At 68.0% G+C, this 12,194-nt stretch carries 9 protein-coding genes; all 9 read right to left on the reverse strand.

All coding sequences use genetic code 11. The features are described 5' to 3' along the window. Positions 1 to 5: 5 nt before the first annotated feature. Positions 6 to 1,283 (reverse strand): homogentisate 1,2-dioxygenase, encoded by a 1,278-nt coding sequence (gene hmgA / locus I4Q42_RS09080; RefSeq protein ID WP_198575751.1) that lies wholly within the window; start codon positions 1,281 to 1,283, stop codon positions 6 to 8. A gap of 128 nt (positions 1,284 to 1,411) precedes the next feature. Continuing rightward, positions 1,412 to 2,473 (reverse strand): 4-hydroxyphenylpyruvate dioxygenase, encoded by a 1,062-nt coding sequence (gene hppD / locus I4Q42_RS09085; protein ID WP_198575752.1) that lies wholly within the window; start codon positions 2,471 to 2,473, stop codon positions 1,412 to 1,414. Positions 2,474 to 2,503: 30 nt separating this feature from the next. Continuing rightward, positions 2,504 to 3,619 (reverse strand): histidinol-phosphate transaminase, encoded by a 1,116-nt coding sequence (gene hisC / locus I4Q42_RS09090; protein WP_198575753.1) that lies wholly within the window; start codon positions 3,617 to 3,619, stop codon positions 2,504 to 2,506. 292 nt (positions 3,620 to 3,911) lie between these two features. Continuing rightward, on the reverse strand, positions 3,912 to 4,382 hold the full coding sequence (locus I4Q42_RS09095; RefSeq protein WP_198575754.1) for an Lrp/AsnC family transcriptional regulator: 471 nt from the start codon (positions 4,380 to 4,382) through the stop codon (positions 3,912 to 3,914). A 254-nt stretch (positions 4,383 to 4,636) separates the two neighbouring features. Next, on the reverse strand, positions 4,637 to 6,175 hold the full coding sequence (ftsZ, locus tag I4Q42_RS09100) for a cell division protein FtsZ (protein ID WP_198575755.1): 1,539 nt from the start codon (positions 6,173 to 6,175) through the stop codon (positions 4,637 to 4,639). Between the two features lie 432 nt (positions 6,176 to 6,607). Then, positions 6,608 to 7,933, reverse strand: coding sequence for a cell division protein FtsA (gene ftsA, locus I4Q42_RS09105; RefSeq protein WP_198575756.1), 1,326 nt, complete (start codon positions 7,931 to 7,933; stop codon positions 6,608 to 6,610). A 33-nt stretch (positions 7,934 to 7,966) separates the two neighbouring features. Next, positions 7,967 to 8,881: a cell division protein FtsQ gene (gene ftsQ / locus I4Q42_RS09110; RefSeq protein WP_198575757.1), complete on the reverse strand. Its 915-nt coding sequence runs from the start codon at positions 8,879 to 8,881 to the stop codon at positions 7,967 to 7,969. Positions 8,882 to 9,437: 556 nt separating this feature from the next. Then, positions 9,438 to 10,838: a M20/M25/M40 family metallo-hydrolase gene (locus tag I4Q42_RS09115; RefSeq protein ID WP_408611061.1), complete on the reverse strand. Its 1,401-nt coding sequence runs from the start codon at positions 10,836 to 10,838 to the stop codon at positions 9,438 to 9,440. A gap of 209 nt (positions 10,839 to 11,047) precedes the next feature. Then, complete coding sequence (locus tag I4Q42_RS09120; protein ID WP_198575758.1) at positions 11,048 to 12,133, reverse strand: serine hydrolase domain-containing protein; 1,086 nt, start codon at positions 12,131 to 12,133, stop codon at positions 11,048 to 11,050. Between the last annotated feature and the right edge of the window lie 61 nt (positions 12,134 to 12,194).

The raw sequence follows: 12,194 nt of genomic DNA on the forward strand, positions 1-12,194 counted from the left end.
TCTGGTTACGGCAGGCGGGCCTTGGGGAACCCGTCCCAGCACGCGTCATAGTCGGCCTGAAGCGCGCGATGCTCCAGCGCGAACTTCGTCGGCGCGATCACCCAGCGGCTCTCGAACATGAAGGCCAGGGTGTTTTCGATCTTGTGCGGGCCAAGATCGGCGTCGGTGGCCTTGCGATGGCTGGCCACGTCGGGACCGTGGTCGCTCATGCAGTTGTGCAGGGAGGCGCCGCCGGGGGCGAAACCGCCTTCCTTGGCGTCGTAGGCGCCGTGCACCAGGCCCATGAACTCGCTCATCACGTTGCGGTGGAACCAGGGTGGGCGGAAGGTGTGCTCGGCCACCATCCAGCGCGGCGGAAAGATCACGAAGTCGACATTGGCCGTGCCCGGCGTGTCGCTGGGCGAGGTCAGCACCGTGAAGATCGACGGGTCGGGGTGGTCGTAGCTGACCGTGTTGATCGTGTTGAACCGCGCCAGGTCGTAGCGATACGGCGCGAGATTGCCGTGCCAGGCGACCACATCGAGCGGGCTGTGGTCCCATTCGGCCGCCCACAGCGATCCCTGGAACTTCTGGATCACCAGGGTCGACGCATCGACGTCCTCGAAGGCCGCGACGGGCGTTTCGAAGTCGCGCGGATTGGCCAGGCCGTTTGAGCCGATCGGCCCCAGCTCCGGCAGGCGCAGGGCCGCGCCGTAGTTCTCGCAGACATAGCCGCGCGAGGGCCCATCCACCTCGACCCGGAAGCGCACGCCGCGCGGGATCACCGCGATGTGGCCGGGGCCGGCCTTCAGGCGCCCCATCTCGGTGACCAGGGTCAGCACGCCCTGCTGCGGCACGATCAGCAACTCGCCGTCGGCGTCGTAGAACACCCGGTTCGTCATCGAGGCGTTGGCGAGATAGAGGTGCACCCCCATGCCGGCCTGAGCCGCCACGTCGCCGTTGCCGGCCAGGGTGACCAGGCCGTCGACGAAGTCGGTCGGCACGGCGGGGATCTCGATCGGGTCCCAGCGCAGGCGGTTGGGCGTGACGGGCGCATCGAAGACGCTGGTCAGACGCGGCTGGACGTAGGGCTTGTAGGCGCCGTGCCCGGCGCTGGGCCGCAGGCGGTAGAGCCAGCTTCGGCGGTTCTCGTGCCGGGGCGCGGTGAAGGCCGTGCCGGAGATCTGCTCGGCATAGAGGCCGAACGGCACGTGCTGCGGCGAGTTCTGCCCCACCGGCAGGGCGCCGGCCACAGCCTCGGTGGCGAAGTGAGCGCCGAAGCCGGTCTGGTAGCGGAGGTCCATGGTTGGGTCCTTGGATCGTTCAACGCGGAGCGACCGTCCTCGCCCTTCGACGAGCTCAGGGTGAGGACGAATGCTAGTCTCGCAGTAAACACCTCATCCTGAGCTTGTTGAAGGAGAGGTGTGGCCCCTCAGGCCTCGACCGTGATCACGCCCCGGCGGATCTGGTCCAGCTCGATGCTTTCGAACAGGGCCTGGAAGTTGCCGTTGCCGAAGCCCTCGTTGCCCTTGCGCTGGATGATCTCGAAGAAGATCGGCCCGAACAGGTTCTCGGTGAAGATCTGCAGCAGCAGGCCCTCGTCGCCGACATTGCCGTCCAGCAGGATGCGGTTCTTCTTCAGGCGCTCCAGGTCCTCGCCATGGCCCGGCACGCGCTTGTCGACCAGCTCGTAATAGGTCTCGATGGTGTCCTGCAGCTTGACGCCCCGGGCGCGCAGCTTCTCGACGGTGTCGTAGATGTCGGGCGTGGTCAGGGCCAGATGCTGGATGCCCTCGCCATTGTACTGGCGGATGAACTCCTCGATCTGGCTCTTGTCGTCCTGGCTCTCGTTCAGCGGGATGCGGATGGCCTTGTCGGGCGCGATCATCGCCTGGCTGAACAGGCCCGTGGCCTGGCCCTTGATGTCGAAGTACTTCTGCTCCTCGAAGCCGAAGACCTGATTGTAGAAGGTCGACCAGGTGCGCATCTGGCCGCGCTTGACGTTGTGAGTCAGGTGGTCGAGCAGATCCAGGCCCACCGAATTGGCCGCCTCAGCCTCGGCCGCGCCGGGAACGGGCGTCCAGCCGTCGTAGATCGAGCCCTCGCCTTCGACGAGATAGAGCAAGCTGCCGCCGATGCCCTCCAACACCTTGGCGCCGTCGCCCAGCACCGAACGGCTGGCGTCGGCGGCCTTGGCGCCGCGCTTCAAAGCGTCAGCGAAGGCTTGGCTTGCGTCGTCGACGCGGAAGGCCATACCGTTGGCCGACGGGCCGTGCTGGCTACGGAAATCGGCGACCTGGCCGGCCGTATCCTCGTTGACCAGCAGGTTGATGCGGCCCTGCTTGTAGCGGGTCACGGCCTTGGTCGGATGGGTGCTGGCGGGCACGAAGCCCAGCTGCTCGATGATCGCCTTCATCGCCGCTGGATCGGGGCTGGTGAATTCGACGAACTCGAAACCGTTGAGGCCGAGGGGGTTGTCGGACGTGACGGGCATGCGGGCCTCCCTAAGGCTCGTGATGTTTTCTTACGGGACCAGCGCGGCCGGGAGGCCGGCGATCAGGCGGTCGTTGTCGGCCGGCCGGCCGACGGTGATGCGCACCCAGCCGCCCTTTACGGGCGTCGGACGGACGATGAGCCCCTCGTGCAACAAACGCATGGCAGTCGCTTCCGGCCCGGCCGGGGTGCGCAGGAAGACGAAATTGGCCTCCGAGCGGGTGTATTCGACGCCCATCTCGTCCAGCGCCGCCTCGACGCGGACGCGCTCGGACAGGGTCAGGGCCACGGTCGAGGCCAGGTGCTCGCGGTCATCCCAGGCGGCCAGGGCGGCGGCCTGGCTGACGGCGGTGACGTTGAACGGCGGGCGCAGGCGGTCGAGATAGGCGATCAGGTCTTCGCTCGAGGCGATCCCGTAGCCCACCCGCATGCCGGCCAAGCCATAGGCCTTGGAGAAGGTGCGCGCGGCGATCCACGGGCCGCCCCAGGCCTCCAGCACGGCCAGCATGTCGTAGGCCTCGAAATATTCGCGATAGGCCTCGTCGACGAACACCAGGGTGGTCTTGGGCGTGGCGGCCAGCACCGTCTCGACGGCTTCCTTCGACAGGGCGTTGCCGGTCGGGTTGTTGGGCGTGCAGAGGATCAGCAGCTTGGGCCCCTTGGCGGCCGCGGCGGCCACGGCCGGGACGTCGAGGTCGAAATTGGCCAGGCGCGGCACGTCGACGATGGTCGCCTCGACGCAGCGGGCGAAGATGTCGTAGGCCGGGAAGGTCGGCGACGAGAGCAGGATCTCGTCGCCCGGCGCCAGCACGGCGCGGAACACGTAGTCGATCAGGGCCTCGGAGCCCGGCGACACCACGATCCGCTCCGAGGAAACGCCGAGGCGCTGGCCGATGGCCGCGCGCAGGGTCTCGCAATAGGGGTCGGGATAGATCTGCGGCTCGGCCACGGCGGCCATCACAGCGGCGGCGACCCTGGGGCTGGCCCCCAGCAGGTTCTCGTTGCTGGCCAGCTTGGCGAAGTCCGACAGGCCCGTGCGACGACCGGCCTCGGCCAGGGTCATGCCGGCCTTGTAGGCCACGACGCCGTCGAGGGCGGCGCGCATCGGCGTGGCTGCGGCTTTGGGCTTGCGATCGAGAACCAGCATGACGGCCGCTCCGGGAGTCGGGGATACGGACGTCAGGATAGGTCAGGCACGGAGACGCGTTGTGGCGATGATGACCTGGAGAGAAGCTGAATGGGTCATTTTATGACCTAAAAATCTCACTGATCCCTCTCCCCTTGCGGGAGAGGGTGGCCCGCGAAGCGGGTCGGGTGAGGGGTCGCACGACCTGCAACGCCGCGAGGGCGGAACGACTGGGCGAAGTTGAGGGATTTGAGAGACCCCTCATCCGACGGCCTTCGGCCGCCACCTTCTCCCGCGAGGGGAGAAGGACCCCCTACTCCAGATAATCCAGCGGCAGGGCCGTGGAGTCCTTGATCGTCTCCAGCACGAAGCTCGATTGGATGTCCTTCACGGCCGGCATCTTCAGCAGGCGCTTCATCGTGAACTCGGCATAGGCGTCGAGGCTGGGGGCGACCACCCGCAGCAGGTAGTCGTAGCTGCCGGTCATGGCGTGGCAGCCCACCACCAGCGGTTCGCGCAGGATCGCCTCCTTGAAGGCCTCGGCGGCCGCCTCGTTGTGGCGATCAACGGCGACCTCGACATAGGCCAGCAGGTCGAGCTTGGCTTTGCGACGATCCAGCACCGCCACATAGCCACTGATCAGCCCTGCCGCCTCCAGTTGCTTGACCCGCCGCAGGCACGGGCTGGGCGACAGCCCGACGCGTTCGGCCAACTCGACGTTCGTGACCCCGCTATCGCGCTGCAGGACGTCGAGGATCTTCTTGTCGGTGCGAGTGAGCTTCATCGTGACCTGGAACGGCGCATCATTGGCACGATAGGTCTAGCGCCAAAGATCCTCCCCCTGAAGGGGGAGGTGGCCCGAAGGGCCGGAGGGGGAAGTTGTCGCTGAGGCTCAGCAGTCACTTCCCCTCAGTCGCTCCGCGACAGCTCCCCCTTCAGGGGGAGCGTTTTACAAAGCAAAACGCCCGGGCCAGAGACCCGGGCGCTTCGACTTACGCGGTACGCTTACTGTTACGCTTACTGGTACTAACTCGGTGTTCAGTTGGCCAGGCGACGCAGGAACGACGGGATCTCCAGATCCTCGCCGTCGTCGGCCTGGGGCTCGATCGGCTGCAGTTGCGGACGCACCGAGCTGGTCTGGCGCGCCTGGGGCTGCGGGGCCGGCTCGTAGCGTTGCTGGCGACCGCCGCCGAACAGGCTCATCCAGCCGCCGCTCTTCTGCTGACGGCGATCCTCGTAGTGATCGCTGTACAGCGGCTCGTCTTCGGCCTCGGCGACCATCGGGTCGACGATGCGGGTGACGCGCGGCGCGGGGGCCGGCTCATAGACCGGTTCCGGCTCGTAGGCGGCTTCCGGCTGGGCGTAGAGGTCGGCCTGGGCCTGGACCGGCTGCGGGGCCGGCTCATAGGCGGGTTCCGGATAGGCGGCCGAGGTCGGACGCTCGATCGGACGGGCCTCGTAGCGCGAACCCGGGCGGATTTCCGGCTGGGCCGGAGCCTGCTGGGCGACCGGCTGCGGAGCCGGTTGCGGCGCGGGACGGGTGGTCTCGGCCAGCAGCGGTGGGGCCTGGACGTTGCGCGAGACGGGCTTGGGCTCGATCTGCTGGATCGAGGCGCCGTCCATGCCGGTGGCGACAACCGACACGCGGATCACGCCGTCCAGCGACGGATCGAAGGCCGCGCCGAAGATGATGTTGGCTTCCGCGTCGACCTGGTCGGAGATCGCGTTGGCGGCCTCGTCCACTTCGAGCAGGGTCATGTCCATGCCGCCGGTCACGTTGACCAGCACGGCCTTGGCGCCCTTCAGCGAGACTTCGTCGAGCAGCGGGTTGGCGATGGCGTTCTGGGCGGCCATCAGGGCGCGGTCTTCGCCGGTGCCCTCGCCGGTGCCCATCATCGCCTTGCCCATCTCGGTCATGACCGTGCGGACGTCGGCGAAGTCGAGGTTGATCAGGCCCGGCAGGACCATCAGGTCGGTGATCGAGCGGACGCCCGAGTGCAGCACCTGGTCGGCCATGCCGAAGGCTTCGGCGAAGGTCGTGCGTTCGTTGGCGACGCGGAACAGGTTCTGGTTCGGAATGACGATCAGGGTGTCGACGTAGCGTTGCAGCTCCTGAATGCCGGCGTCGGCCAAGCGCATCCGGTGGCGGCCTTCGAAGTGGAAGGGCTTGGTCACCACGCCGACGGTCAGGATGCCGCGTTCACGAGCGCACTTGGCGATGATCGGGGCAGCGCCCGTGCCGGTGCCGCCGCCCATGCCGGCGGTGATGAACACCATGTGAGCGCCTTCCAGGTGCTCGCCGATCTCGGGGAAGCTTTCCTCGGCGGCGCTCATGCCCACCTCGGGGTGCGCGCCGGCGCCCAGGCCCTGCGTGATCTGCACGCCGAGCTGGATGCGACGGTCGGTCTTGGCGAACTGGAGCTGTTGAGCGTCCGTGTTGGCGACGACGAACTCGACACCCTCGAGGCCCGCCTCGATCATGTTGTTCACGGCATTGCCGCCCGCGCCGCCGACCCCGAAGACCACGATACGCGGCTTCAGCTCAGTGGTGCGCGGCGCCGAAAGTGAAATAGCCATGGGGACCCTCGCGTCCTTACGCCGAATTCGTCAATTGAACCGACCGCAAGTCGGTAACGCCTCGACGATCGGGTTAACAGAACAACCACCATCGTTAACTGGCGGTTAAAGCCATAATCTGAGTCGGCTGCAGGTCGATCCCACTTGGGGCGAAAAAAGCGAGTTATCCAAAGGAATTGCTTGGAACTCCTTGGTTCCCAAGCGGTGCCGGAAGGGCCGTGCGGCGCAACGTCGCTGGGCGCTTTTTCGGCCCGAAACCCCCAGATTCGGGGGCGCGAAACTACACTGTTCAGCCTTTCAGGCACTTAGAAAGTTAAGCGACAGGGTTAATTCACCTGGCGGGCGAGCGCGAAGTGATTTGGGCGGGCGCAAACCAAAACGCCCCGCCCTTTCGGGCGAGGCGCTTCGAAATCCCGCGATGGGACGAAAGCCCTAGAGGTTGTCGCGCAGCCAGGCGGCGGCCTTGGCTACCGGCGAGGCGTTGGGGTCCATCGGGCGCTTGCGCACCTGGCCGCCGGTCAGGGCCTTGGGCGACACCACCTCGCGCGGGCCGAAGGCGGCGCGGTGCAGAACGCCGGCCGCGGCGCAGAAGGCCGGACCCGAGGCGGCGTCGGCCAGGTGCGGCACCCGGCGCGGACGGCCCAGGCGGACCGGACGGTCGAACACCCGCACGGCGACTTCGCGCACGCCGGCCAGCTGGCTGGCGCCGCCGGTCAGGACGATGCCCGCCCCCGGCTCCACCGGCGCGCCCGAGGCCTTCAGGCGCTCGCGCAGCAGTTCCAGCGTCTCCTCGACGCGCGGCTGGATGATGCCCTTGAGCAGGCTCCGAGGGGCGATGACGGGGCCAGCGCCCGGATCGTCGCCGCGCGGCGGGGCCTCGATCATCTCGCGGTCCTCGTTGGCCGAGGCGATGGCCGATCCGTGCAGGGTCTTGATGCGCTCGGCGCCGGCGACCGAGGTCTGCAGGCCGCGGGCGATGTCTTGCGTCACATGTCCGCCGCCGACAGCCAGGCTGTCGACGTGGCACAGGGCGCCGTTGTTGAACACGGCCACCGAGGTCGAGCCGCCGCCCATGTCGATGCAGACCGCGCCCAGGTCCATCTCGTCCTCTTCCAAGGCCGCCAGGGCCGAGGCGAAGGGTGCGGCGACCACGCCCTCGAACGACAGGTGGGCGCGCTCGACGCAGTGAGCCAGGGTGTGGAAGACGTTCTCGTTGATCGAGACGACCAACAGTTCGAGGCCCAGAGCGCGGCCGAACATGGCGCGGGGGTCGCGGATGCCCTTCTGGCCATCCACCGACCAGGCGATCGGCAGCAGGTGGATGGGCTTGCGGCCCGGCAGGCGAACCTGGGCCAGGGCCGACGAGATGGCGCGCGACAGATCGCCGTCGGCGATGGGGCGAGCGCCCAGCGAAACCTGGGTGTGGACGCGGTGGCTGGCGATCTGGCCGCCGGCCGTGCAGACCGACACGCCCTGGACGTTGACGCCGGCGACCGTCTCGGCGCGCTCAACGGCTTGGGCGATGGCCTGGGCGGCCTCGTCGAGATTGACGATCGCCCCGCCGCGCACGCCGCGCGACTGCACATAGCCGACCCCGGCGGTCGTCAGGGTGCGGTTGTCGCGATGGATGCCGTCGCCCTTCATGATGAAGCACGTGACCTTGGACGCGCCCAGGTCGACAGCCGCGACCGCGGGCTGACGCACGAGCGTCGCCTTCAGGCCGTCACGGGCCTGTCTCCGGTCCTCAAGTCGCGACATGGTCAGGGTCACCTCAGTCCATCACTTTTGTTCTTAAGCCCCGTTGGCCACCGGCTGCCCAGGCAGCACGGAGTCACGGGGCCGGATCGCCACCATCTCGGGATCGCGCAGGTCGATGCGCGCGAAGCCGAGATCGAGGATGCGCTGCCGCTGGTCCAGTTGATCCAATTGAATCAACGCGGATTCTTCGTCAATGGCCGGCAGCTGGATTAGCGAGCCATCTTTCAATCTCAGGTCCCAGCGACGGTCGTCGACGCGCACCAGCGCCTCCAGACGATCGCGCAGGCGCGGCCGGGCGTTGACCGCCGGCAGGATGTTTCCCGCGGCCTGGTCGGCGCCCTGCCCCACCACCAGCGGCAGGTGCGGGAAGCGCGCGGCGTCGGCCTCGCGGATGATGCGACCCTCGGCGTCGATCACCTTCAGGCGGCCCGAGTGCTGCCATACGGCCAGGGCCGGGCGCTCCTCGACGGCGATCATCACGGTGTCGGGCAGCAGGCGGACAACCTTGGCCGACTTCACCCAGCCCACGCCCTCGACGCGGGTCTTCAGATCGACGAGGTCCATGCCGAGCGTCGGCTGGTCCTGGTAGAGGCCGGTGGCCTTCAGAATATCGGCCTGGGCGGTGGCCGAGGCGCCGGTGACGTGGACGGTCTTCAGCTTGAAGCCGAGATTGGCGAATTCGCCATCGACGCCGTGGACCATGGCCTCGCCCAGGCGCTGGGCGCGGTGGCCGGTGGCCAGGGTGACGACCAGGGCGAGCACGAGCGCGCCGCCGGCGATGCTGAGGGCCAGGCCCGGCGAGACGCCGACCCCGCCGCGCGCGGCGTGCAGCTTCCCCGCCGGCTGCGCGGGGCCGCGCGAAGCCGGTCGAGTCGTATTCGGACTTGCGGGCGCTTCGGCCCGGGGGCGCGCAGGCTTGCGCGGTCCCCCCCGCACTGCCGCGGGCATAAGCGTCCTCCACAGACACTAGAGAAAAAGGAACCCTTCGGCGCCGCACCGGACCCGACCGTCGTTCGACGACTGGAGCAAGTTCGAATGAAGCGCCTATGGAGGCGTAGAAAGGCCCGAAGGTCGTTAATGTCGTCATAACGATGGGCTCGCCGTATTACGGCTCGGCAACCAAGACGTGCGCCATTTCGGCACGGCCGTTAACCAGGTCGCGCCCTTGCGCGACTGGGGTTTGCGGCGATTTTTCCTTGCCCGGGAAGGCCCTGCGCAAGCTTTGCCGCGGCGCGGCAAATCTGTGGACGAGCACGTAAAGTATGAACGGCCGCGCGCTTCGCGACCTTTTGACTCACCCGACGGTCGCGGCGACGCGCCGCACGCGCGGGGAGTGTTTCGGGGGATCGCATCCCCTCCCCCAACAAGAAGTCATCGCCCGCTTCATGCGGGCGACCCAAGCCGAGCTGATCGGAGATCCACTGAGGATCAGCTTGGGTCGCCCGGACAAGCCGGGCGATGACCTTCAAGAATGGGGCGTCTGGCAAGAAGGAGGGTGTAGCGTTCAGTGCCCCGCCGGCGCCGGAGCCGCGGCGCTGAGCGCGCGGAAGTCGATGTCGCTGTCCGCCACGAAGTAGAGGAAGCTCGTCCAGGCGGCGACGTTCTGGGCCAACTGGATCGGATCCACCTTGTCCAGGGTGTCGTCGGCGGTGTGGTGGTAGTCGAAGTAGCGGCTGGCGTCCTGGTTCAGGTTGATGACCGGCACGCCCGCCCCCTCGACGCCGCCGATGTCGGCGCCGCCATGGGCGGCCGGGGCCTTGTCGAAATAGACCTTCAGCGGGCTCAGCACCTGGATCGCCGCCTTCATGGCCGGATGCCCCTCGGCGCCCTTGGGCAGTTGCAGGCTGTAGATGCGGTCGGCGCCGGTGTCGCTCTCGCCGGCCAGGACCAGCTTGGACAGCCCGTCCTTGTTGGCCGCCAGGAAGGCGTCGGACGAGCCGCCGCTTTCCTCCGAGCCCCACATCACCACGCGGATGGTGCGCTTGGGATGCTTGGGCAGATCGCCGATCAGCTTGGCGGCGGCCGTGGTGATGGCGATCCCCGCCGCGTCGTCGAAGGCCCCGGTGCCGACGTCCCAGCTGTCCAGGTGGCCGCCAATGACGATCACCTCGTCGGGCTTTTCCGAGCCCTTGATGTCGCCCGAGATGTTCCAGGCCACGTCGCCGGCGTCGACGCTGGAGGCCAGCTTCAGCTTGATGCGCAGCGGGCCCTTCTTGGCCAGGCGCTCCAGTTGCTCGGCCTCGGGCACGCCCAAGGCGGCGGCCGGGATGGTGATCACGTCGGGGCCGTTGGTGGTGACGCCGGTGTGGGGCACGGTCGAGCTGGAGGTCGAGATCGAACGGATCAGCAGGGCCACGGCCCCGCGCCTGGCGGCCTCGACCGGACCGGAGCGACGCGAGACGCCGGCGACGCCATAGCCGGCGCCGTCCTGGGCGCGGACCATCGGCTGGGTGATGACGACGATCTTGCCCTTGATGGCGCTTTCCCGCGCGGCGATCATCTCGGCATAGGTAGAAAACAGCGCCACCTCGGCCTCGATGCCGGCGGCGGGCGTCGGGATGGTGCGGCCCAGGCCCACGATCGACAGCTTCAGCGGATAGGGCGCGACCAGCTCGGCGCTCTCCTCGCCCCGCGTCCAGGACGGCTTCTGGAACTGGTCGACCTTGATGTTGGTGAAGCCCAGGGCCTTGAACTTGGCCACGCCCCAGTCCTTGGCCCGCTCCATGCCCGGCGAGCCGACGAGGCGCGGGCCGATGCTGGTGGTCAGGTCCTCGGTGATGTCCCAGGCCAGCCGGTCGGTCAGGGCCTTGTCGCGCAGCGCCTCGGCGGTCTTGACGTCTTGAGCGTGAGCAGCCCCCGCCAGCAAAGCGGAAGCGGCGACGGCGGTTAGCAGGCTGCGGAACATGAGCAGGATTCTCCCCTAAGGCGGCTTTTCATAGCACTGCTCTTCGGCCCGAGAACCCCGCCCCGCGCCCACTTTTGTCAGCAGTCGTCAGCCAGGGCGAAAACCTCGTCCTTCGACAAGCTCAGGATGAGGTTTTTCTACCGCTCGGCCTGCACTTGGTCCTCATCCTGAGCCTGTCGAAGGACGAGGACCACGCACAGAACTTCGCCTTACCCAGGCCGCGGCGCGGCCCCGAACAGCTTGTCGGCGAAGAGATCCAGCGCCTTCTGCGACAGGTCGGTGTTGTTGAGGATCACGACCGTGTCGCCGGTGTCGAGCCTGTGGCCCAGCACCGAGCTGAAGCCGGCCGTGCGCCCTGTCTCCCAGCCGGCCAGTCTGGGCTGGCCGTCGATGGTCAGGGTCCGCACCCGGCCGCCCAGGGCATAGTCCTGCTCGGGGACGAGGATGGTGGTCAGGGCCTTGCGCGAGGCCTCGCTGAGGAACGGCGTGTCGAAGACGATGTGGGCCGCGACAAGCAGGTCGTCGGCGGTGCTGAAATAGCCGCCGCCGGCCGCCATTACCGACAGCCGCGGATTGCTGCGCGGCGCCAGCGGCGGGCCGGCATAGTAGGACTGCGCCACGCCCGGATCGGCGTCGATCAGGCCGGCCTGGGTGTGGCTCATCTTCAGCGGACCGGTCGTCAGGTCCCACACCACCGTCTGGAACGGCTTGCCCATGACCGCCTCGACGATCGCGGTGACGATGAACCAGTTGACCAGGTGGTAATCGAACTTCGTGCCCGGCGGGAACAGCGGGTCGCCCTGGCCGAACCGCTTCACCGCCTCGGCCGCCGAGAGCTCGTGCTTGAGCAGCTCCGGATCGGCCTTCAGGGCCGGCGTGAAGGCGTTGGGTATGCCGCTGGCGTTGGACAGCAGGTGCGCCAGGGTCACCGTCTTGCCGGTGTCGGGCCGCTGGTCGGGCAGCCAGGTGGCGATCGGCGAATCCAGAGACAGCTTGCCCCGCTCGACCAGTCGAAGAACGGCGATGGTGGTCAGCCACTTGGAGATCGAGGCGACGCCATAGATCGTCTCGCGCGTCGCGGGCTTGTTCGCTTCGATGTCGGCCGAGCCGAAGGCGCGCACGTAAGACGGCTTGCCGCGCCGGCCGATCATCACCACGCCCTGGAATTTCTGCTCGGCGACGAAGGCCTCGACGACCGGATTGTCAGCGCCGAGCCTGGCTGGCGCGGCGAAGGACAGGCCGGGCGCGGCGCACAGCGCCCCGGCGGCGGCGAACAGACCGCGACGATCGATCATGCAACTCACCCCACGAAGAGCCGCCCCCAGCGCTTCGGCCCGACCCTCGCCCGCGCCGCGA

This window comes from Caulobacter hibisci (genome assembly GCF_016135805.1).
Classification (GTDB): Bacteria; Pseudomonadota; Alphaproteobacteria; order Caulobacterales; family Caulobacteraceae; genus Caulobacter; species Caulobacter hibisci.

What these genes read in the sequence shown, in the direction of transcription:
- I4Q42_RS09120 (WP_198575758.1), bottom strand. Translation starts at nt 12,133, where the DNA reads ATGATCGATCGTCGCGGTCTGTTCGCCGCCGCCGGGGCGCTGTGCGCC.
- hmgA (WP_198575751.1), bottom strand. Translation starts at nt 1,283, where the DNA reads ATGGACCTCCGCTACCAGACCGGCTTCGGCGCTCACTTCGCCACCGAG.
- ftsA (WP_198575756.1), bottom strand. Translation starts at nt 7,933, where the DNA reads ATGTCGCGACTTGAGGACCGGAGACAGGCCCGTGACGGCCTGAAGGCG.
- I4Q42_RS09115 (WP_408611061.1), bottom strand. Translation starts at nt 10,838, where the DNA reads ATGTTCCGCAGCCTGCTAACCGCCGTCGCCGCTTCCGCTTTGCTGGCG.
- ftsQ (WP_198575757.1), bottom strand. Translation starts at nt 8,881, where the DNA reads ATGCCCGCGGCAGTGCGGGGGGGACCGCGCAAGCCTGCGCGCCCCCGG.
- hisC (WP_198575753.1), bottom strand. Translation starts at nt 3,619, where the DNA reads ATGCTGGTTCTCGATCGCAAGCCCAAAGCCGCAGCCACGCCGATGCGC.
- I4Q42_RS09095 (WP_198575754.1), bottom strand. Translation starts at nt 4,382, where the DNA reads ATGAAGCTCACTCGCACCGACAAGAAGATCCTCGACGTCCTGCAGCGC.
- ftsZ (WP_198575755.1), bottom strand. Translation starts at nt 6,175, where the DNA reads ATGGCTATTTCACTTTCGGCGCCGCGCACCACTGAGCTGAAGCCGCGT.
- hppD (WP_198575752.1), bottom strand. Translation starts at nt 2,473, where the DNA reads ATGCCCGTCACGTCCGACAACCCCCTCGGCCTCAACGGTTTCGAGTTC.